The sequence below is a fragment of the Chitinophaga cymbidii genome, assembly GCF_007992715.1.
Lineage (GTDB): Bacteria > Bacteroidota > Bacteroidia > Chitinophagales > Chitinophagaceae > Chitinophaga > Chitinophaga cymbidii.
This window is the reverse complement of record NZ_BKAU01000005.1, coordinates 173,494-197,044: the sequence shown is the minus strand read 5'-3', so window position 1 is coordinate 197,044 and position 23,551 is coordinate 173,494. Positions and strand designations below refer to the sequence as shown.

Sequence of the window (23,551 nt, the reverse complement as noted above, 5' to 3'; positions counted from 1 at the left end):
ATTTATTCTGTTGTGTATGTTGACTGTTTTCCGTTTACTTTCACCTGTACTTTTTTCCGGGTGGGCGACGATATCTTATAGTGTGTGACCTTCCCGTTTTTCCATTCAAAATCAACGGTCAGGTTGCCTCTTGCCTTCAGCCCTTTCACCTTACCATGTTCTTTCCACAAATCGGGAATGGCGGGCAGCAGTTCCACGTAACCGGCATGGTTTTGCAGCAGCATTTCCATGATCGCGGCGGCGGCGCCGAAGTTGCCGTCTATCTGGAACGGCGGGCCGGCGGAGAACAGATTGGGATATACGCCGCCGCCTGCGCCGTAGTTAATGTCCGTGCGCAGAGTGGGCTTCAGCAGCTCGCGCAGTAATTTGAAGGCGCGGTTGCCGTCGAGCAATCTTGCCCAGAAAAGCTGCTTATAGGCAATGGCCCAGCTGGGGCCGTCATCGCCTCTTACCTCCAGTGATTTTTTTGCCGCGGCGGCCAGCTCCGGCGTACCGTTGGCCGTGATGAGGTTCGCGGGGTACAGGCCGTACAGATGCGAGATATGGCGGTGCTGCGGATCTGTTTCTTTATAGTCTTCCAGCCATTCCTGTATGCGGCCGTCCGGCGCAATGATGCCCGCGGGCGGAAGCTGCGCCATCTGCGCCAGCAGCGTATCCGCGAATGCCTGATCTGTTTTCAGCTTACGGCTGGCTTCGATGACGTTCGTGAACAGTTCGCGGATGATCTGGTTGTCTATCGTAGCGCCTGTGCAAATGCTGGCGTGGTTCCCGTTCGGAAGATAAAAGGAGTTCTCGGGGGAAGAAGACGGCGAAGTAACGAGCCATCCTGTTTTTTCATCCTTCACCAAAATACTTTTATAAAACAGCGCCGATCCTTTCAGGATGGGATAGATGCTTTTGAGATAGGCAATATCATCGGTATAAACATAATGTTCCCACAAATTATTGCACAGCCAGCCTGAACCGGATTTGGTAACGCCCCAGGAAGCGCTTTCGCCGGGCTCGGTGAAACCCCATACATTGGTGATCACATGCGCCACCCATCCTTCGGCATTGTAATAGGCTTTGGCCGTTCTTTCACCGGGTTTTACCAGTCCGCGCACCAGCTCCGTTAGCGGCAGGTTCAGTTCGGAGAGGTTGGACATCTCCACCGGCCAGTGGTTCATCTGCACATTCACGTCCAGGTGATAATCACCATTCCAGGGCGTGCGCACCTGGTTCGCCCAAAGCCCCTGCAAATTGGGCGGCAGCAGCCCTACCCGCGTGCTGCTGATGCTCAGGTACCGGCCGAATTGCAGGAAGAGCACCGGCAATGATCTGTCTTTTTCGGGATGCTGATAATAGGCTGCCAGCCGCTGGTCGGTGGGCAGGCTTTCCGCAGGCCCCGTTCCGAGGTCAACGGCCACGCGGCCGAACAGCTTGCGGAAATTACGGACGTGCTGCTGCTTTTGTACAGCATACGTTTTTCTGATCGCGGCACGCATGTTCTTTTCCACCAGCGCCTTATAATCCGGGTTGCGAAAATCCGTTGCGGTGGAAATGAAGATCAGGGCTTCATCGGCGCCATCCAGCACCAGCGCGTTGTCTTTTACCGTTTGCTTCCCGCCGGTATGCACGATCTTTACCTGCGTGAGATATTGCATTCCTTTCCCGTCTGTTCCGTTATCCAGCTGGCCTTCCAGCAGCAATGCCTGACCCGCGATGGAAGCTGCGCCTCTTTCCGGGCGGCTGATGGCGGTGGAGAAACTGATCTTTCCCTTTTCGCTGGCGGTGAGGCGGATCACGTCCACGTCATCACCGAAGCTGGTAAAATATTCGCGTTTGTAGTGCACGCCGTTGATGGTCATTACCGTAGTGGCAAGGGCGCTGTCCAGGGAAAGCCAACGGCGGTAATCCTGGTAAGCGCTGGCATCTCCATCGTATTTGTAAGTGATGTGCAGGTCTGCCAGCATCTGGAAGCATCCCCATTGCGGGCCGCCGGAGCCGGGGCCGAGGCATACGAAATTCTTGTCGATCAGCTTCTGCGCTTCATCGTTCTTTCCTTCGGAGAGCAGCCTTCTTATTTCCGGCAGCTGTTTATACGCTTCGTAGTTGTTGGCGTCCTGCGGGCTGCCGGACCAGAGCGTGATATCGTTCAGTACTACCTTTTCCTTTTCCACGCCGCCGTCCGGCGTCATGCCCAGGCGGCCATTGCCTAATGGAAGCGTTTCTTCCCATTGAGCGGCGGGTTTATTGAACCATATCTGCAAAGGGCGTTCCTGGGCGGAAAGCGATAAAGAACACAAGAGGAGTATAAAGCCAATCGCTATTTTCATTTGTAACAAATCTTTATTTTTCAATCAGATGCCGCACGTGCATCATTTATCAGGCAGCTATTTTTTATATCCGATCGTCAGCTCCGTCAGGTTGCTGTAAGCGCTTTCGTTGCTGGCCACCCTTTTCACCCTGATCCGGATGTAGCGGACCTGCGGTGTTTCGGTGGAGAAGTCAAGCGTATAGGGACCTTTGCCATCGTCTGTGCGGTTCACTTCTTTCAGGAGAATCCAGCCTTTGGCAATCGCATCATCTTTCCATCCCGGATCATTGCCCGGCACGGTGGTGGCGGCGTTGGAGACATCGGCAATCCCCCATACTTCGTATTCCACCGGGTTATGACAGCAATCGCGGCCGATCACTTCCATCGTTCGGAGGCTGTCATACGCTTTGCCCATATCAAATGTAAAATGATGCGGCAGCGGGTTGTCCCCATTGGAGTGAAAGATGTTTGGATAGCCCTGCGGGCTTGTGGAGCCGTCCCACAGCCGGGCAACACTGGTCTGCCCTTCCAGCGGGCCCACGTCGTAAGGCAGGCTGATCTCGCGGAAAAGTGACTTGTCGCATTTCACAATGCCGAACGCTATCGGCGGGAAAGTATCCACCAGCGTTACGGGAAAGGTATCCAGCGCCAGGCGCCCCGGCGTGTAGTACGAATGGTACGCTACTTTGGTGCCGTACTTATAATCGTTCAGCGTAATGGCCTGCTGGTCCGGCGGCAATGCAACTTCTTTCTGCTCATCGGTGATGCTCGTGTAACGAATATAAGTAATTGTGTTCGTTGAATCGGCAGGCAGGAAGTTCAGCATGATCTCATTGCCGTCATCATTCAGCAGCTTGTAAGGTTCCGTAAGATTGATAGGCCGGTTCATCAGGCTGTTCTGATAGGTGTTGCCGTACACTCGTGCGTTCTGTATTTCAACAGGAATGGAGCGGTTGCCTTTTTCGTCGAACGAATACACGAAAAAGGAATAGGTATACTCCTGCAAGCCGGTGATGATGGTGGATATCGTATCGGAGGGGCTGTGCGTGGAAGCAGGCACTTCCACGGAATCCCGGTAATTGTTCCAGTAAACTTTGTACTTCGTCACGGATGGATCGGGACTGGGCGACCAGCCGATGCCGAGGCGGAGATTGCCGGGCTGCGTGAAGGTCTGCGTGATGGCGCCCGGATATGTCAGCTCCCTGTCTTCCAGAAACTCCCTGAAATCATCGGGTTGCTGCGAGCAGGCTGCTATCAGGCAGCACAGGCCGGTGATCAGGAAAAGGGATGAATGATGTTTCAACATAAAAACGCTTTTATGAATTACCTGGGATCGCCCCAGAATGTCAGTTCGGCAATATTGAAAAAGTTGTTGGTCAGCGATGCGTTTTCCAGGCACTGGAAGCGGATGTACCGCACCTTCGGCAGCTCCAGCGAAAAATTGAAGCTGAAGCCGGCGTTCCAGAAATCCAGGTCGGCATTCGTGTATTGCGGATTGGGCAGGCCGGAAGGTTTTGCCGGGAGCGTGAAAGTGCCGAGGTTGATCCATCCGTTGGCGGATGTTTCGCCTACGCCGGGCGCACCCGGGCCACTGGGCAATGTTTCATCCACCGGATCTGATTCGCGGCCCCAGAGCGTCCAGGTCTGCGGCGCGCCGGCCTGCCAGAGCCAGTTGCCGCTGCCGTCTATGCCGCGGTTCCAGATCGTGTAACGGCTCAGCTTCGCTGCCTGCCCCATATCGAAGGTGATCACCGCCGGCCACACCAGCGGCTGAATGGGCTGTTCGGTATGATAACCCGGCGAGCCGGTGTTGCCGTTCCAGAGGTTCTGTATCTCCCATCCAAAGCCGGTTTCCACGTCCGTACCCAATATATAGCCGTTGAACTTTGATTTGTCCATTTGCTCTTCATAGATCGGCGTTACCGTTGTCAGCAGCGTGTCTGATATATTCCCCCACTGGTCGGTGATGTAAATGCCGAACTCCCGCGGGATGGTATCGTAACCGCGCACGCTGTAGGTGATCGTATCTCCGTTGGTATAATGCTGGTTGACGATCTCGTGCTGTCTGGTGACCGGATCGGTGGTGATGGTAATGATGCCCAGGTTGGCTTTCAGCTCATTCAGTACATTGATGTTGATCCCGCCGAAATCGGCTTTCGTTTCAATGGTAGGGAAAGCCTGCAGGTAAGGCGGCGTGTCCGGATGCACGGTAACTTCCACGGGGTCGGACTGTACATTCGCCCGGCTGACGGTGTGCAGCGTGACCGTATAATCCTGGCTCTTCTCAAAGCCGCCGACATGGATGGTATCGGAATAGTAGGAGGACTTAGTCTGCCGGCTCGTCTGACCGTTGATCATATATTCCGCCTGCACATACAGGATGTTCTCTGACCGCGGCAGGTTATAGGTGATGATGGCCGCACCGGCCTCGTTCTTTACCTGGACGTTGGTGACAGGATCGGGCTTCGTTTTGTCGGACGACACGATGTCCTTATACTCATTCACCTTGCTGCAGCCAAGCGTCGTTACCGCTAACGCGCACCACAGGAGCTTTTTATATTGATTTGACATAGTCATGTTTTGATAAGATTACCAATAAGGAGTTTGCACGAGATTGGGATTGGTGATCAGGTCGTATTCCTGGATGGGGAACAGGTAATCCCTCAATCCAAACAGCGGCTGATACACGGTGCTAAGCTGGTAATATCCCGCCACGGTGCGGTTGAATACGCTCCATCCCTGGAAGGGGGACGACAATACGGCCTGCAGTTCTTTCCAGCGGCGGAGGTCCCATCCGGCCTGTCCTTCAAAGGCGAGTTCAATTCTTCTTTCCTGGTGGATGATCTGCCGCAGTCCTTCTTTAGTGGTGGGTTTGGAAGGATTGCGGGAGTATTGCGACCAGGAGGCCAGCACACCGGGCAGCCCTGCTTTTTCCCGCACCTTGTCGATCCAGGAATATACCTCCGCGGTGGGGCCGTCCGCTTCGTTCAGGCATTCCGCGTAGAGCAGCCAGAGGCCGGAAAGGCGGATGAACGTCCACGGATACGTGTGCCATACGGTATTCTGGCCGGGCACGGACTGGTAATGCACCAGCTTCTTGGGCCAGTAGCCCGTGGCATTGTAACGCATGCGGTCGGGCGGGGAAGCGTAACCGTCCACCGCGTTCACGTAGTTCGGATTGTTGTCGTCGGTGTTGCCTGATCCGAACCAGGTGGCGCCGTCGAAAGACACGCTGGAATAGTAGCGCGGCTCGCGGTTGAAGTTGCCTTTTACGGTGGTGTAGTCCTGTTTGATATAGTAACGGTGCGCTTCATCGCCGGTCTGCAGCTGATAGCGGTTCGCGTAATCCCATGTTTTGTCTTCCGTGATGGGCACGCCGTTCTTCGTGTAGAAGATCTCCGATTCGGAAACCGGCACGGAGAAATTGGAATACACGGCGAAAACGTTGGAGGCGGCATCCGCGGTTACTCTCGGCATGGACATGTATTGCCATCCGTAGTGCGGGTTGAGGGTCCATACCTGTTCGGGATTCCAGCCGTCTGTGAAAGCGCCTTGCAGCGTGAGCAGCTGGCGGGTCTGGTCGGACATGCTGACGATGTTGCCCTGCACCCGCAGTTCGTAAGGCTTCGCCCCGGCAGCTACGGCCGCGTCGATCGCGAGCTTGCAGGCTTCCGCGGCCAGGCGCCATTTTTCCGGGTCCGCTTCGGCGGGGAACAGGCTTCGCCCCTGCTTGTCCTTGAACGAAACATAATCGGGATTGCCATTGAAGAGCGGGCTTGCCTGCGTGGCGAGCACTTCCGCTTTTACGGCCAGCGCTATGGTGGCGGTGATACGCCCGGCTTCGGCGGCCGCATTCTGGATCGCGGGCGGCAGACCGGGGATCGCTTCATCCAGCGTTCTGATCACATAGCTGAAGCAGGAATCCAGCGATTGCTGCTGCTGGCGCACTTCTTCGGCGGGCGCATTAATGGGAATGGCTTTGTCCGCGATGGGAATAGGGCCGTACATGCGCAACAGCCAGTAATGGTAATAGGCTTTCAGGAACTTCGCTTCGGCTGCCCAGCGCGTTCTTTCATACGGCTGCACGTCCAGCGGCAGGTGAATGTTTTCCAGGAAGATATTGCACATGCGGATGGATTCCCACAGCCGGAGGCCGAGGTTGTAGCCGTCCCAGTAGTTATGCAGGGGATTGAGGCTGTTCTGCAATCCGCGCATCAGGTTGAAACCACCGTCTCCACCCTGACCGCCAAGCGTGGTCTGGTCCTGCATATTGATGGGGAACAGAATTTCCCCGGAAGCGGTGAAACCCGCGTTCCTTCTCACATCCGCCAGCGCCTGCAGGTTGGCGTAACAGCCAAACAGGTAAGCCTGCGTTTCATTGGCGTTGCTGAAGGCGCTGTTCAGCGTGGCAACGTTGTCCGGCGTAACATCGAGGTATTGCTTGCACCCCGGTGAAGCCGCCAGCAAACAACCAGTTACGAATATTTTTACAAAGACTTTCATATCTATCTTTTTATCGGCTAGAATTCGAATTTCAAACCCAGGTTATATACTTTCTGTATCGGGTAGGCAAAACCGTTGCCAGCCAGCTCCGGGTCCCACAGCTTGAATTTGCTGAAGGTGAGCAGGTTCAGCCCGCTGAAGTAGATGCGCATGCTGTTCATGTGAATCGGCCGGCCCCATTTTTTGGGCAGCGTATAACCTGCTTCCACGGATTTAAGGCGTATAAAGCTCCCGTCGCGCAGCCACCAGGTGCTGGTTTGCTGGTTGTTGGGAATTTCATACGTGGATAGGCGGGGCCAGAGCGCATACAGGTCCTGGTTTTCTTCTGACCAGTGATCGTCCGCATACGCCTGTAATATCTGCGCGTTGTTGGCGAAAGGCGCCGTGCCGAAGATGCCCTGGTTGAAATCCGTACGCGCGGTAGGATCGATAAAGAAAGATGACCGGGCGGAGCCCTGGAAGAATGCGCTCAGGTCGAGGTTCTTATAGCCCACGGAAAAACCGAAGCCATAGATGACCTGCGGTGTGGAAGGCAGGCCGATGGGCACCATATCGTCCTGGTCGATCACACCATCCTGGTTGATGTCGCGGTACTTGATATCGCCGCCCATGGGCAGGTAATCGCCGAATACCTGGCTGGGCGAATTGCGCGCTTCCTTGTCGTCCACGAAAAGCCTTTCCGCAATGTACCCGAAGGGCTGGTTGATCATTCTGCCGGTGCGGAAGCTCCAGGGGTTGGGATACTCGGGCTCTTCCAGGTGCACCGCTTTGTTGCGCGTGATGGTAAGGTTGCCCAGCACCGAAGCCCACAGGCCGGAATTGAAATCCTTGCGGTAGTTCACGTTCAGGTCAAACCCTTCGGAATAAGCCTTGCCGAGGTTGGAACGGAGGTTGCTGATGGCGGAGTTTTCGATGCCCACGGTAACGGGAATGTACCCACGCTGCACGAGAATGTTGTACCTGTTTTCGCGGTATACTTCCGCTACGATGTTCAGGTCGTTGAACAGGGTGATCTCGGCGGCAAGGTTTGCTTTACGGGAGGTTTCCCAGGTAACGTCCGGATTGGGATAAGCATATATCACCGTGCCGTTCATGGACACCGAGTTGTTGGTGCCGAACGAAGCGCCGGCGCCGGCGTTGGGTGCTACGTTGGACAGGTAGAAGAAGCGCTGGGTATTAGGATCGCCGATCGCATCGTTGCCCACCAGGCCGTAACTGCCGCGCAGCTTCAGCCTTGAGATCACGCTTTTGATGCCTTCTCCCCAGAACTCCTCGTTAGACACTACCCATCCCGCGCCGATAGTGGGAAAGAACCCGAAGCGGTGCGCGGGCGCGAATTTCTCCGAGCCGTTATAGCCGAAATTGAATTCGGCAAAATACCGGTCGTCAAAAGAATAGCTGGCCCTGCCGGAAAGACCGAGGTTGCGGTTGGGCAGCGATGCCTGCAGGTTGCCGGCATTCCCGCTCAACGTCTGCTGCCGCGTGCCGATGATGGATGCGCCCGCACTGTGCTTTCCGAAGGTGCGGCTGTAATCCATCCTTCCCAGCATATACAGGTAAGTGTTCAGGTACTTGGGACCTTCCTGGTAACCGAGGTATTCCCTGGCGGCGCCGGGCTGCGAGTTCAGCCAGCGAAGTTTGTATTCGCCGGCCTGCTCGTCATAGCTCTGTACGTCGTAATAAAAGGGAAGATAATTACGGCTTACATCAAAATAGGAATAACGGTTGGTACTGAACAAGCCGAAGAAGGTCAGGCCCGGCGTGATGAATTTCAGGTTCTGGTTCAGCTCGAACTGCGCGGACATCCGCGATTCGGAAAAGGTCTTGTACCCGTACATCAGCGATGCGTAGGGGTTCGTCTGGAGGTTGCCGGTCTGGTTGATCGCGTTGCCGAAAAGAATGTGTTTCGTATTCCGGTTGGCGCTGTCCGGCAGGTAATAAGCCTGGAAAGCAACGGGATTGGAATGTAGCGCCTGTGAGTACAGGTCGGTGGCAAACCCGCCGCCCTGGTTGCTGATCGGCCCCGTGTATTCGTTGAAGTTACCCCAGAGGCGAACGCCTACTTCCGTGGTGGATGTGGCTTTGATGCTGGTGTTGGCTCTCAATTGGTAGTTTTCGAAACGCATGCCGGAATTAAAATTATTGACAGGATTCACCTGCAGGATGCCGTTATCTCTCGAATAGGAACCGGCCACATAATATTTTGCCAGGTCGTTACCACCGCTCACGCTGAAGTTCGCGCGCGAGGTGTTCGTGCGTTCCTTGAAAATTTCCTTGATCCAGTCCACCGCCGGATAGATGTACGGTGTGATGCCGCCTTCTCCGTTCAGCGTTCTTTGCGTGCCGATGATCTTGTTGGGACTGTAGAAGGGCGTCGCCAGCGGGTTGCGGGTGGTCAGCGCTTCGTTGTAGGTACGCATGTAAGTGACCGGATCGGCCAGCTTGATGCTTTTCGTGGGCGCGGAGATCGCGGTTTCCACGCGCAGCTCCACCTTCGCTTTACCGGCCTTGCCTTCTTTGGTGGTGACGAGTATCACACCGTTCGCGCCACGGGCGCCATACAATGCGGCGGCGCTGGCATCTTTCAGGATGGAAAAGCTGGCGATGTCATCCACCTGCAAACGTGCCAGGTCACTGGCCGTCAGCTCGATGTTGTCCACCAGGATCAGCGGGCTGTTGCTGTAACCGAGCGTGGTAACGCCGCGGATGAAAAAGGACGAATTGTCCAGCCCCGGCTGCCCGCCGCGTTGAAAGGCAATAACGCCGGCCACTTTCCCGGCCAGGGCGTTGGTAAGGTTGCTGGCGGGGATCTTCAGCTCTCCGGGTTGTATGGAGGTCACAGATCCCACTACCGCCTCACGCCGCTCGCGGCGGCCAAATGCCGTTACTACCACCGCGCCGAAAGTATCCACCGCCATGGCGAGATAAACAGTGGCCGGCTTTCCTTTCTCCACTACCAGCTCTGTGGGCTTGTAGCCGATACAGGTAAATTCAAGATGCGCCTGGCTGCCGGAAACGTCCAGGGAAAATGCGCCTGTTTTGTCGGTGCTCGTTCCCTGCCGGGTACCTTTGATAACCACCGATGCACGGTCGATCGGAAGGCGCGTGGCGCTGTCCAGCACATGACCGGTGAGCTTGCTGCCGTTTTGCGCGGAAGAATGCAGTGAAAAGGTAAGCAGGGAAACGAAAAACAGGATTGCAGGAAAGCGACAGCACAAACGTCGCCGCCGGCCTTTTAAGCAAGAAGGTCTGATATTCATATTCAAGCGATTGTAATGTTGATTAGCATGGCATCATGCTAACTGCATATGATACATAACGGTTGATAAAAAAGGTTGATAAAAACGTGGCATAACGTGCTGACATAACGTGTTCATGTATAAAAACCGGAACAGAAGCGTCTATCATCTATTCTGTACTATACTATACTACAAGGCTAAGTTATTACAATAATTCAATCCGCCAAAATAAAATTGGAAGTACCGGCATAAAAAAACACCGGGCAGGAAGCGCCCGGTGTTTTCAAAATATCTTGTTTGGTTGCGCGTGATCTCAATAAACCTTCACGTCCGCTGGAGCATGCTGCTGTGTACTAGTTGCGCGTGATCTCAAAAATCCTCACATCCGCCGGAGGCACCTGCAGTTCCTCTCCCGAAAACATTTTCCCGGAAAAGAGTTCCTTTATTTTCTTCCGGCCCCGTATCAATTCATCAGGAATCCTGACCGTCTGCGTTGCATTACCATAATTGAACAACGCAACGTACACCTTGTTGCCATCGCGCCGGTAAAACTGCTCCACTCCCCTGTCGCCGGTATCTCCCCGCAGCGGCCGGAAACTCTTTCCATGTGCCGCCAGCGCCAGCAGGTCGCGGTGCTGCAAAAGCCTGCGGGCAGTGCCGCTCCATTTGCCCGTACTGGAAAAATCATCCCCGGTAAGGATCGAACCGGTTACCAGCGCAGCTGCCAGCCGAGCCCTGTTCACTCCGTCTGCTTCTTCCGCGAATACGATGTGATCGGCATCAACATAATCGTACAGGTACGACTGCCACCAGCCGTACCCGGTGCTGTTCAAAGTATAGGCCGTGTGATCAAGACTGCTGAACGCATCGCAGGCAATACGGCGCACATGCACATAACGGGCGGTAGCGATATTGGGCGAAATGGCGGCATAGACCAGCATCTTGTTGTCCAGCACACTGTCCAGAAATTGCATGCCCCTTTTAAATGCCTGCATGCCGGTGGTAACGGCGGGATCAAAGAAACGGTCTGATTCCTGCGCGCCGTGCCCGAGGAAATCTATTTTGATCATTTCGAAGCCAAGGTCTTTCATCCGGTTGATCGTATGCACGATCCTTTGCTGCGTGGCCGGATGCGTGGGGTCCATCGCGCGGCCGCCATCAATATCCAGCATGCGGCCCCGCTGGGTCGTCCATGTTTCCTTGTAGGAATAGCCGGTGGACCCTTCTACTTTGCGGTCGGATTTTCCCCAGTCGGCAAAGGGCGTCCAGTAGATGCCGGGGCGCAATCCCTTTTCTTTGCAATGTTTCACGAAAGCAGCCAGCTTGCTTACATCGCCATCGATGCCACCGGGCGTCATGTTATCCCAGAATGCATCCAGGTCGATGAACAATGTGTTGTCCGCCATTCTGAATCCCTGCAGGCTGTCTGCAAAAAAGTCCACCACTTTCATCGCCTGATCAAAGCGGATCTTCTCCCGCAGCACGCCCCAGCTGTTCCATCCCATTGGGGTCGGGCCTTTCCAGTCCGCCACAGAACGGGGATGCAACCGGCTGTTATACTTCGCGAATGTTTCCATGCCATCGCGCCAGTCATCATAAAAACCGACCATCACCATCGGTGAATATACTATTCCATTCACCGGCAACACTTTTCCATGCGGCATCACATCATGCGTGACCGCGCTGTCCGAAAAACCCGACAATACCGTTACGCCCGCCGATCCGCCCGTGTTATCCCCTTTCAGCAGAATGCCCGTCTTCCAGTCGTCCTGCTCCAGCGATCCCATCACAACACCCCGGTTATCCTCCACATTATATATCACACTCACCTCGCTTCCTTTAAAAGATGCGGCCGCCAAAGGCATGGCGTTGTATCTTGCCCACATGTCATTATCGAAAGGCACATACAAAGCCCTGTTGTCTCCCGGCCGGTTCCACAACACGCTGTCCGTCGCCACCGGCGCCATCATGCCCGCGGCGCCAGCATCCTGCAACCGCAGCCGGGTTATAAAACCGTTGTTGCCAGGAAGTACATAAAACTGTTGCTGCAATGAGTTGTCGCCGGCAAAACGGATCGTGTACAGCTTCGCCCTGCCGATATTCGTTTGCACTTTGCTTACGGAGTAACCGGCCTTCCCCGCTTTCCGGCTGTCACCTGCTTTCTCCGCCTGGTACAATGTGTAAGCGTCCTTTATCAATATCTTTCCATTCCAGATAACGTCATACTGCCCCCGTTCCAGATCATACACGATCCTGCTTTTATTCCCGAGCGGGATCACCAGCTCCGGCTGCTGCGCGCTGGCGGATGCGGCGCATAAAAAGAAAAACGATAATGCCGTTGCGATCAGTTTCCTGTTTGACATAAGAGATCTCTTCAAAAAGATGAAATAATATTACGCTCCCGCAATTCCCAGGGGAGAAAAAAGAATAAACATGCCTACCATCATCAGCAGCAACAACACATAATACACATAGCGGGTCTTCCACGGAATGATGCTTACTGCAGCCCGCCGTGGCAGCACGAACGCCGCTTCCATCGGTTTGACACGGCCGACCAGCAGCATGATGCCGGTAACCGCAAAGAACAGCAGCGCCAGCACATGCAGGTAATGCAGTCCCGTGTCGAAAAGAAATTGCGTGGCCGTATATACCGTTACAAAAAATACGATGCCGATCTTCGCCGCGATAGGCGGCACTTTCTTCGTCAGCAGCCCCACTACCATGATCGTAAACACCGGCACGCTGAAGAAGCTGCTCACCTTCTGGAGATAGTTATAAAAGCCGCCGTCGAAATACATGATATAGGGCGAGAAAAATATGGCTGCGATCGTAACGCCTACCTGCAGCATTTTTCCGCTGCGCAGCAATTTACGTTCATCCGCCGGCTGGCCCTTGCGTTCCAGCCAGGGTTTGTACAGGTTCATGGTGAACAGGGTGCCGGTGCTGTTCAGCCCCGCGTTGAAGGTGCTGAGCGCGCCGCCGAAAACCACCGCGGCCACGAGGCCGATGAACACCGGCGGCAGGATGTCGCTCACCAGGCGCGGAAAGGCGGTAGCACTGTTTTCCAGGCTGGGATACAAATGCACGGCGATCAGGCCGGGAACATTCAGCAGCAGCGGCGCAAACAGCTTGCCCACACAGGCCAGCGCAATGCCTTTCTGGCTTTCTTTCAGGTTCCGGGAAGCCAGCGCTTCCTGCACGATATACTGTTCCATGCCCCAGTAGTAGATGTTGATCAGCAGCATGCCGGTGAAGATGGTGCCAAACGGCAGCACGTCTTCCCGCCCGCCGATCGCATCCAGGTGCTCGCGGTGAAAAAGCGTAAGGGTTTCCACGCCGCGCCAGATGCTGCCGTCGCCAAGATAGCGGAACCCGTACCACACGATCAGGCTGCCGCCGATCAGCATGCCCATGCCCTGTACCACATCGGTGATCGTGATCGCACGAAGACCACCGAGAATATTGTACAGGCAGCCCACCAGCCCTACGATCAGCACGATCAGCCGGATCGAGGAAAAATAAGAGATCCCCAGCCATTGATCGATATGAAAAATGCCGTTGATGGCTACCGCACAGCCATACAGCACGGAAGGGATCAGGTTGATGAAATATCCGAGCAAAAAAATGACCGAAACGATCCGCTGCGTTTGCGCATCGAATCTTTTCGCGAGAAAATCGGGTGTAGTGACCGCACCGATCCGCAGATACATCGGCATTAAAAATTCCGCCACGATCAACATGGCCAGTATGGAGCTCATGCCCCAGGCCATGACGGACATGTTGGTGGTGTACACGAACTCGTTCTCGCCGATGAACTGGTTGGCGCTCATGTTCGTCAGGAACATGGAACTGCCGATCATCCAGAATCCCAGGCTGCGGTTGCCAAGATAGAAGCCTACAGGCGTCTGCTGTTGCTGCCTGCGGGTGGCATAGATGGAAACAGCCGCCGCTACTACCGTAACAAAAAGGAAGCTCAGAAGTATAGCAAAATTCATAACATAGCAATCATAAAGATCCGCGGCGCAGGAGAACGGTTGGGATGACCTCCTGTATCTTCTCGCGTTTCAATACGAACTCCGCGGCCTTCTCGGCCATTTTGGCGAAGTCTGTGGAATAGGTAGTGATGCCATCGAAAATGATCTCTTTTACCACTTCATCGTTATGCGACAGCACACCTACATCTTTCCCAAGCCGGAAACCCTTTGCTTTCGCGTCTTTCAACATCTGCCAAAGCTCCGCATTGTTGATGGTAAAATAAACATATCCCTTTTCGATGGAACCGGGAATATACTCCGTGCGGATCACGCTTTTGATCTTGAAATCCTTCACGAACTTTTTGTATGCTTCGATGATCTCGATCGGCGTGTCGGATGCCGGCCGGTGGTAATGGATCATTCCGCGGAATTTACGTATGGCCGGGGCCAGCTTTGAAAAAGCGGCATAGGAAGATTTCCCGAACTCCTGCACAACATAGGAGAAGTCCTCGTCCAGCGCCTGGTAACGGTCTATCATCAGGAATTTGTTCATCGGCAATGTGGACAATATCCCCGCCGTACGTTTGTGCGGGATGGGCGCCACCACGTACATGCCGTACCGGCCTCTTACGCTGGCGATGGTGCTTTCCAGCACATCGATGTTATTGTGATGAAAGTAAATGTCGATGTACGCAGGCGTGCCCAGGCTATCCCGGAAGGTCTTGAAAAAAACTTCCTGGAAGCTGTCGAATGCAAAAATCACCAACGCGATCCGCAGGTTATTTTCCGTATTCTCCCTCGCCACATAAAACCCGATCCGGTTCTTCGATTCCACGATCCCGCGGCTGACCAGCTCTTTATAGCCCTTTGCAATGGTTTCCCGCGCAAAGCCCAGCTCTTTGATCAGGTTATTCACCGACGGCAGCATGTCTCCCCGCTGGATCAGCTTGTCATTGATCGCATTGATGATCCCCTGCACCAGCTGCTCATGTTTGGAGAGCCCCTGTATATGCTCCAGCTCCCGGATCTGCTCATAAATATCCTGCATAACAAATAATTAAATGACAGCTTACAAACTGTACTATTCTATCCTACATGTAAATATATTCAACTTCCACTATTTATCAGATTTATTATTTGTATTTTTTATTTGCAAATGAATATTTTTGTTCCATCGCCAAAACAAGCCACGTATGTATGAACTTTCGAACGAAGAACTTCTGGTATGGATGCGGCAGGGCGATGAGGCTGCATTTGAGGAACTCTACAACCGTTACTGGAAAAAACTGTACCATGCCATCTATAGCAGGACCAGGTCTGCCGAATGGTCCGAAGGGATCGTGCAGGATTTCTTTACCAGCCTGTGGCTCCGGCGGGAAAACCTGAAGATCAGCAGCTCCTTTGAAGCCTATGCCTTTACGGCGGTACGCTATCACCTCTTCCATTATATCCAGAAAGAAGTGATCCGGAAGAAACATACCGACTCCCTCAAAGCATTGCCGGTAGACCATCTCAACACCACAGAAGAGGCCGTGTTCCTGAACGACCTCAACAGCCGCCTTTCCGAGGCCATTACCCGCCTGCCGGAAAAATGCCGGTCCGTATTCGAGCTGAGCCGCCGCGAGCACAAAACCAACCGGGAGATCGCCGAAGAGCTGGGCATCTCCGAAAAGACCGTGGAAAATCACCTCACCCGGGCGCTGAAATACCTCCGCCTCAGCCTGAAAGAAATATTCCTGTTCCTGTTTTGACGCTCCCAAAAAAAATTTCCTCCCCGGTTAGGGGGTACCGCCTTTTCAACGGACATACTTACAAATACCCTCATCCGACAATGAAAAGCGAGATACCGCACAGACTTATAGAAAAATACCTTCGCCAGGCCTGTACACCCGAAGAAGAACAGGCGCTGTACAACTGGTACGACGCCATGGGCACGGGAGAAAGCCTGGACGAGATACTGCCCCCTTCCAGCCAGCAGGCGCTAAAAGACCGGATGAGGAACAGGATCAGGATGAACATCTCGGAAGCGGAACAGCGCAGCACGAAACGCAGGACCGTGATCCGGCGCCTGGCCTATACGCTCTCCGGCGCGGCCGCCATATTCGCACTGGTATTCGGTATGCGCGCGCTGCTGCAAAACGAAACGCAGGCGCCGGGAAGCGGTATCAGGGGAGAGATCGCCGTGTCCAACACCACCACCGGCATGCACAAGCAGTTGCTGCCGGACAGCAGCGTGGTGTGGCTCAGCCCGGACAGCCGGCTGGAATATTCGCAGCAGTTCAGCGGCGACAGCCGGCAGGTAAGACTAACGGGAGAAGCGTTCTTCCAGGTCAGGGAAGACGCCCGCCGCCCCTTTATCATTCACAGTAACGGCATCATAACCAAAGTGCTCGGCACCAGCTTCCGCATCCGGTCGTTCAACCAGTCCGCCACAGAAGTAGCCGTTGCCACCGGCAAGGTATCCGTAGCCATCGAAGGCAATAAACGCTCTGAAAAAATAGTGCTGCCGGACCAGCATATCACCTACCAGCCGGGAGATCAGCAACTGGCCGTGGATTCCTCCGCGGCAAGCGCCATGCTCATCTGGCAGAAAGCCGGGCTTTCATTCACCAATACACCGGTCAGCGAAGTGATCAAAGCGCTGAACAGCCAGTTCGGCGTGCAGATATCCCTTAAAGATGAATCAACCGCGGGTTATTCGCTCAATGCGGATTTCACCAACCAGAATCTTCCGGATATTCTGGAGATGATGCAAACATCCCTGAATATCACTTATGAATTGCAAGGCGACAAAATTATATTCTCCAAAAAATAAAGTACCGTGATTACGTAACGAACAACCAGAAAAAAAAAGCGGTCTGAAAGTGGGCCAACACTTCCAGACCGTTACAGGCAACCACCTTGAACTAACACGTAGCAAGTGAAGGGGATTGCTTTGTCTCAGTTTTTAACAAAATGAAACAATCCAAGTTATGAAAATTAATTTGCAAAATCGCGTCAACTGGTGCAAAATCATGAGAATTACCTTCAGCCAGCTATTGATAGCGTTCACCTTTACCAGCATGTCTTATGCGGGTACGGCAGACGGTCAAACCATCCTGGATCGCCAGGTAGACCTTTCGGTCCGCAGCATCAGCCTGGAAAAGGTGCTGAAAAAACTGGAGAAATCGGCAGATGTCAAGTTCATATACAGCAACAGTATCATTGATGCCAACCAGAAAGTTTCAGTGAACGCACAGGGAGAAATGCTGAAAGCAGTGCTTGACAGGCTCCTGCTCCCGAAGAACATCCGCTACCGCGTGGTGAACGATTGCATCGCGCTGAGCTACGATGAACTGAACGGTCCGGTGAGAGCGCCCGTACCTGCTTTGGAAGATCATATTTCCGTGGTGGCGCCGCGCCTGGTGGTCACCGGCATTGTGTCCGACCCCGGCGGCAACAAGCTCGTAGGCGTCACTGTGCAATCGAAAGCAGGCAGGAAAGGTACGGTAACGGATGCCGGCGGACGCTACTCCCTCGAAGTATCCAATGCTAACGACACCCTCATATTCACCTACATCGGCTACAACCGCCTCGAAGTGCCGCTGGCCGGCAAAACAACGCTCGACGTGGTGATAGAGCCCAACACCCAGTCACTCAACGACGTAGTGGTAGTGGGTTACGGCACCCAGAAACGGAAAGACCTCACCGGCTCCATCAGCACCATCAGTTCAAAGACCATCGAACGCGGCAATCCCGTCAGCCCCCTGCAGGCATTGCAGGGACAGGCCGCCGGTATCAACATCGCCAAAACCAGCAGCCTGCCGGGAGCGGACTTCCAGATAGATATCCGCGGGCTTGGCTCCATCAACTACGACAACGCGCCGCTGGTAGTGATAGACGGCAACATGGGCGGTGACCTGAATACGCTGAACCCCAGCGACATCGCCTCCATCGACGTGCTGAAAGACGCATCCGCCACCGCCATCTACGGTTCACGCGGCGCCAACGGCGTGATCATCGTTACCACCAAACAAGGCGTGGCCGGAACGATCCGCATTACCTACGACGCTTACGTCGGCATGCGCAAAGCCGCGCACCTGCCCAACATGCAGAACGCACAGCAATGGGCCGCCGCCAATCCCAACGCCACCCTCACCTCCACGGAAGAAGCCATGATAGCGGACGGAAAATCCACCGACTGGATAGACCTGATCACGCGCTCCGCCGCCATGCAGACCAATCATGTACTGGCCGCATCCGGTGGCACCGAAAAGGTCAACTACTATTTTTCCGCGGGCTACCTCAACCAGGACGGCCTGACCCGCGGCATCAACTACAAACGGTACACGCTCAACGGCAACATCAGCACGCAGCTGAACAAAGTGCTGAGGGCGGGCTTCAATACGAACTTCGCCTACAGCGTGCAGAACACCGGCTCCATGGAAACGATCCGCTCCGCTTTCCGCGCGCGGCCTACCGGCGTACCGTATTACGACGAAGTGCTGAACGTTTCGGAAAGCAATGATGTGGAATTTAAAGGATACGCACTATGGATGGGGATCAACGACCACCAGGTGATCAACCCGCTGGTGGAAGCCTACGACGGCAACCAGATACTGGAAACGAAGCTGTCCCGCTTCAACGCCCGGGGCTTCGTGGAACTCACGCCGATGAAGGGCCTTTCCATCCGCTCTTCACTTTCCACTTTCGTGTACGGCACCGGCATCGGGGATTACCGCGGCACCTTTACCAAAACGAATCTCGGCACCGCCAAGCCTACCGCTTCGCACGAAACGCAAACACAAACTTCCTATACGCTGGACAACCTGCTCACCTACAAGCTGAACCTCGCCAGCCACAGCATCCACTTTACCGCGCTGCAGAGCGCGTACAAGAGAAGGGACGAGCAGTACAAGATATCCGTTAAAGATCTTCCGTACGAATCCAAATGGCATAATCTCGGCTCCGCCGGTACCATCGTGAGCATCGGCAGTGATCTGATGGAACGGGCGCTCCTCTCCTATATGGGCCGGTTGAATTACGGTTTCAAAGACAAATACCTGCTCACCCTCACCGGCCGCTGGGATGGCGCTTCGCAGCTGGCGGACGGACATAAATGGGGCTTCTTCCCATCCGCGGCCTTTGCATGGAGGCTGGTAGACGAGCCCTTCATCCGCAACCTCGGCGTTTTCTCGGACATGAAGCTGCGCATCAGCTACGGCCTCGTGGGCAACAACGTAGTGCCGCCCTACGGTACCAAGGCCACTCTTGCCAATACCGGCTATGATTTCGACGGCAGCGCCGCCTTCGGCTTCGCGCCCGCTTCCATCGCCAACCGCGAACTGGGCTGGGAAAAAAGCCGCGAAGTAGATCTCGGTCTGAACGTCGCTTTCCTGAACGGAAGAATAGCGGCGGACATCGATGTGTATAAAAGAAATACGCTCGACCTCATCGTAGAGCAACAGCTGCCCACCTCCACCGGCTTCGGCAATGTGATCACGAACATCGGTAAAGTGCAGAACAAAGGCGTGGAAGTAACGTTAAATACGGTCAACCTGCAATCAAAAGATTTTAAATGGAGAACAACGATCAACTTCTCCACCAACAGGAACGAAATACTCGAACTCTACGGCGGCAATTCCACCGCGGATGTTGGCAACAACCTCTTCGTAGGCCAGCCGCTCATGGCGAATTACGACTACAAATTTGCCGGCATCTGGCAAACGGCCGATTCCACAGAAGCGCTCAAATACAAGCAGAAAGCTGGCACGGTGCGCGTGATAGATCAGAATAACGACGGCAAGATCACGGCGGATGAAGACCGCGTGATACTCGGATCGCAGCAGCCGAAATGGATGGCGGGCATCCTTAACACGTTCAACTACCGGAACTGGGACCTCTCGTTTATGGTCTACACCCGCCAGGGCGCACAGTTCAGGAACGCCATGATCTCCGGCACCATGGGTGAGATCGGCAAAGGCCGCTACAATGCGCTCGCGCTGAACTACTGGACTGCGGATAATCCCACCAACGATTATTATGCGCTCAACAATCCCGGTCCCTACCGCGCCGCCATCTTCTACCAGGATGCGTCTTACTGGCGGGTGACCGATATCACCCTCGGGTACGTTGTGCCTCCCGCCACGCTGAAACGGCTGAAAATAGGCAGCCTCCGGGTATACGGACAAATCATGAATCCATTTGTATTTACAAATTTCATCAGCTTCGATCCGGAGTATAATTCCAGCACCTACAAGGATGATCTGCCTTCCGTCAATTTCACCTTTGGCGTAAATGCTTCGTTCTGATCTTCCTGTTGAACAAAAAAAAATACTAACAGATGAAACTGTATAATAAAACATTGATCGTGTTGGCCGGTATGATGCTGGCAAATACAGGTTGTAAGGATTATCTCAACGAGATATCCATTTCCACCACCACCTCGGATACCTACTATACCACCGCAAACGGATATAACGACCTCATCAGATCGTGCTACCCTTTATGGAGAACGATCACGCAGGAGCGCGACCTGGTATTGCAGGGCACGGACCTTTTCACCAGCACCCGCTGGGACGGCACAGCCTCGGTACAGAATGCGGAGAACGGCTACGACGCTACGATGAACTCCACCCTGCTCTCGCTGCAGACATTGTGGGACCTGCTGTACCAGGAGATCGGCCGCTGCAATACCGCGGTGACCCGCGCGCCCGATGTTACCGGTATGGATGAAGGCGAGCTGGAGGTGCGCCTGGCGGAAGCTAAATTCCTCCGCGCAATGGCTTACTTCCACCTCGTGCAGCAATGGGGCGACGTACCCATGCCGCTGACGGAAACCGTCACCGCCTCCAAAAAAGCGGAAAGAGTAGCCTCCGCCACCATCTACGCACAGATCATCAGCGATCTGGAAGAAGCGGAAAGCGCATTGCCGCCCATTGCAACGGACTATGGCCGCGCCACCAAAGGCGCCGCACAGTTCCTGCTGGCCCGCGTGCACCTCACCCGTGGGTGGAACTTCCGCCAGTCGCTCGGCGGCAGCAACGCCGATTTTCAAAGCGCGTTGCAGTATGCAGACCAGGTGATCGCTGCCTATCCGCTGGCCGCCAGGTACAGCGACCTGTTCCCGCAGCATTCCAAAAACCCGCTGCTGCAAGGCAGTCCCACACAGAATGATAAAAATCCAGAGATCGTCTTCGCCGTGCAATACAGCGAAAATGTGCTCACCAACGAAAATCCTGTTTCCGCCACCATCGGCAATAACGCACATTCCATTTTCGGTGGACAGGTGGAAACGGTGCCCGGTAACATCGGCAGGACCAGCGACTACAACCGGCACCAGGAAAAGCAGGTAGTAACGCCTGCCGCTTACCGGATGTTCGATCCCCGCCTGGATTCCCGTTACAGCTGGAACTTCGTGGCGGCGCAATACGCGCTGAAAGACCAGCATGATTTCCGGCCCATCAAGAACAACAACACCGTCAGCATCGATATCAAAAAAGGCGATACCGTGATCCTCTTCCGCCCCTGGAACGATCCCGCTCCGTTGTCTGAAAAAGGCATAGACGTAGGCGGCACAAAACCCTACGCCGTGTACAATGTGCCGGAATACGGCGAAGTTTGCACCACCGCTTTCAACGATCCTTACATCCATCCGATGATGTGGAAGTTCTGGCAGCCCAATATTGAATACGGCGATGCTTTCGGTACGCTGGACCAGATATTGTTCAGATCAGCGGAAGCCTATCTCATTGCGGCGGAAGCGATCGTGAAAGGCGCTTCCGGCGGTACGCTGGGTGGCGCGGACGTATATTACAACAAGGTACTGGACCGCGCGCTGGGTGCGAATGCAGGCGCCGAGCCACATCGCGCCAGCATTCCCGGGAATGTCAACTCCCTTGATTCCGTGCACTACCGCGCCACCGCGGCAACCATCAGCATAGACATGATACTGGACGAACGCGCCCGGGAACTGATGGGCGAGAACATGCGCTGGTACGATCTCAAACGCACCGGAAAGCTCATCGAACGTACCAAGGCGATGAACCCGTGGACGAACCTGCGCGGCGAACTGGAAGACCATCACCTGCTGCGCCCCATCCCGCAGGGAGAGATCGATCTTTCTTCACCCACCATTTCACAGAACGACGGCTATAAATGATGAAGGAGCATATTGGAAGAAGGGCCTTTATCCGGACTTCCGCCGGCTTGCTCGGCGGGGCCGTATTGCCCGGCGTGTTTCATGTGGAGTTGCCGCTGTATGCTGAAAGGCGCTATAAGTTCCGCGCCTACCGGCCGGGAAAAACAGCGGCGCCGGTACAATGCATCACGCCGGACGACGGCTTCTACCTGCACACGTTCTATAACAAATGCCCGTGGAGCCACGATGGCCGCTATTTCGCCGTAACCCGGCTGCCCGCCCAGAAAGCGAAAGCAGCCTGGGGCGATACCGCGGAGGTTTGCGTGATAGATCTGGAGCGGCAAAGCATCCGCACCGTATACCGCACCAAAGCGTGGGGATTCCAGCTGGGCGCCAATATACAATGGCGGTATGACAGCAACAGGTACCTATATACGAATGATATCATTGAAGGGAAGGTGGTATGCGTTCGGATAGATATCCGCGATCATACCGCCACCGTATATGCCGGCGCCAAATATGACCTCGCGCCTGACAACCGTTCCGTTATCAGCCCGCAGCTGATGAACATGAACATGACGCAGTACGGCTACTCCGTGCCCGATCCGCCTTCCGGCCGGCCGGCGCCGTTTACGAAGGCAGATATGCAGCGGGAAGGGCTCTGGAAAACAGACCTGGACGCCAACCGCGAATTTCTGTTCGTGTCCTTTTCGGATTTTATCGCCCGTTCGGAAAACGACTATCCGTTTTACAGCAACGCTGTACTGTATCTTTTCCACTCCCAGTTCAACCGCCAGAACACCCGCATTTTGCAGGTGCTCCGTGCGCAGGTGGACAACAAAGGCCGCAACGCCTGCCTGTTCAGCCTGAACGCGGACGGCACAGGATTGCAGCAATGCCTTAGCATGGAAAAGTGGAACCAGAAAGCGCCGGGCGGCTCCGGCAATCATCCGAACTGGCACCCGGACGGCGAGCATGTGGTGATGAACTGCGTGCCCACCTGGCTGGGATATAAGGACATGCGGTTCTGCCAGTTCAAATATGATGGAACGGATTTTTCCATCCTGAGCGAAAAGCACATGGGCAGCGGGCATCCGAGCATCGACAATACCGGCCGGTACCTGCTGGCGGACGCTTATCCAAAGCAAACCTACGTGGTAAGCACCGATGGCGGAATACCCATCCGGCTGATCGATCTCCGCCATGATGAAGAACAAATCCTTTGCACCATCGCTAACGACGTAGGTGGAAAAGGCGCGCAATACACCAAGGAAAACCGCGCACAGGGCGGCAGCGGATACAAGCTGGACCCACACCCGGTATGGAGCCCTGATGGCAAAAGCATTGCCTTCAACGGCGCTCCCGAAGGGAGAAGACAGGTGTATATCGCAGATCTGAAACAGGTGATCTCATAAAGCTG

Annotated in this window: 13 protein-coding genes; 5 read left to right on the top strand and 8 right to left on the bottom strand. The window is 54.6% G+C overall.

Features of this window, described 5'->3' with window-relative positions; translation table 11 throughout:
* Nucleotides 1–2: 2 nt before the first annotated feature.
* From CCY01nite_RS19510 to CCY01nite_RS19475, 8 genes are all read right to left on the bottom strand, one after another.
* Nucleotides 3–2,315: a glycoside hydrolase family 95 protein gene (locus CCY01nite_RS19510; RefSeq protein ID WP_146865334.1), complete on the bottom strand. Its 2,313-nt coding sequence runs from the start codon at nt 2,313–2,315 to the stop codon at nt 3–5.
* 57 nt (nt 2,316–2,372) lie between these two features.
* A complete protein-coding gene (locus CCY01nite_RS19505) occupies nt 2,373–3,602 on the bottom strand; it encodes a DUF4998 domain-containing protein (RefSeq protein WP_146865333.1) in 1,230 nt (409 codons plus the stop codon).
* 17 nt (nt 3,603–3,619) lie between these two features.
* On the bottom strand, nt 3,620–4,867 hold the full coding sequence (locus tag CCY01nite_RS19500) for a DUF5000 domain-containing lipoprotein (RefSeq protein WP_186831157.1): 1,248 nt from the start codon (nt 4,865–4,867) through the stop codon (nt 3,620–3,622).
* A gap of 18 nt (nt 4,868–4,885) precedes the next feature.
* On the bottom strand, nt 4,886–6,799 hold the full coding sequence (locus CCY01nite_RS19495; RefSeq protein WP_146865329.1) for a RagB/SusD family nutrient uptake outer membrane protein: 1,914 nt from the start codon (nt 6,797–6,799) through the stop codon (nt 4,886–4,888).
* Between the two features lie 17 nt (nt 6,800–6,816).
* Nucleotides 6,817–10,017: a SusC/RagA family TonB-linked outer membrane protein gene (locus tag CCY01nite_RS19490; RefSeq protein ID WP_246129984.1), complete on the bottom strand. Its 3,201-nt coding sequence runs from the start codon at nt 10,015–10,017 to the stop codon at nt 6,817–6,819.
* 374 nt (nt 10,018–10,391) lie between these two features.
* Nucleotides 10,392–12,401 (bottom strand): alpha-galactosidase, encoded by a 2,010-nt coding sequence (locus tag CCY01nite_RS19485; protein WP_146865325.1) that lies wholly within the window; start codon nt 12,399–12,401, stop codon nt 10,392–10,394.
* Nucleotides 12,402–12,431: 30 nt separating this feature from the next.
* Nucleotides 12,432–14,033: a solute:sodium symporter family transporter gene (locus CCY01nite_RS19480; protein ID WP_146865323.1), complete on the bottom strand. Its 1,602-nt coding sequence runs from the start codon at nt 14,031–14,033 to the stop codon at nt 12,432–12,434.
* A 10-nt stretch (nt 14,034–14,043) separates the two neighbouring features.
* Nucleotides 14,044–15,060, bottom strand: a complete 1,017-nt coding sequence (locus CCY01nite_RS19475; RefSeq protein WP_146865321.1) for a GntR family transcriptional regulator — start codon at nt 15,058–15,060, stop codon at nt 14,044–14,046.
* 145 nt (nt 15,061–15,205) lie between these two features.
* Here CCY01nite_RS19475 and CCY01nite_RS19470 point away from each other — a divergent pair, with 145 nt between their 5' ends.
* The 5 genes from CCY01nite_RS19470 to CCY01nite_RS19450 all read left to right on the top strand — a co-directional run bounded on the left by CCY01nite_RS19470 (nt 15,206) and on the right by CCY01nite_RS19450 (nt 23,546).
* A complete protein-coding gene (locus tag CCY01nite_RS19470; protein ID WP_146865319.1) occupies nt 15,206–15,763 on the top strand; it encodes an RNA polymerase sigma-70 factor in 558 nt (185 codons plus the stop codon).
* Between the two features lie 80 nt (nt 15,764–15,843).
* On the top strand, nt 15,844–16,827 hold the full coding sequence (locus CCY01nite_RS19465; protein ID WP_146865317.1) for a FecR family protein: 984 nt from the start codon (nt 15,844–15,846) through the stop codon (nt 16,825–16,827).
* Between the two features lie 199 nt (nt 16,828–17,026).
* Nucleotides 17,027–20,302: a TonB-dependent receptor gene (locus tag CCY01nite_RS19460; RefSeq protein ID WP_186831156.1), complete on the top strand. Its 3,276-nt coding sequence runs from the start codon at nt 17,027–17,029 to the stop codon at nt 20,300–20,302.
* A 32-nt stretch (nt 20,303–20,334) separates the two neighbouring features.
* Complete coding sequence (locus CCY01nite_RS19455; RefSeq protein ID WP_146865313.1) at nt 20,335–22,152, top strand: RagB/SusD family nutrient uptake outer membrane protein; 1,818 nt, start codon at nt 20,335–20,337, stop codon at nt 22,150–22,152.
* Nucleotides 22,152–23,546, top strand: coding sequence for a TolB-like translocation protein (locus CCY01nite_RS19450; protein WP_186831155.1), 1,395 nt, complete (start codon nt 22,152–22,154; stop codon nt 23,544–23,546). The genes CCY01nite_RS19455 and CCY01nite_RS19450 overlap by 1 nt, the downstream gene beginning before the upstream one ends.
* Nucleotides 23,547–23,551 lie beyond the last annotated feature (5 nt).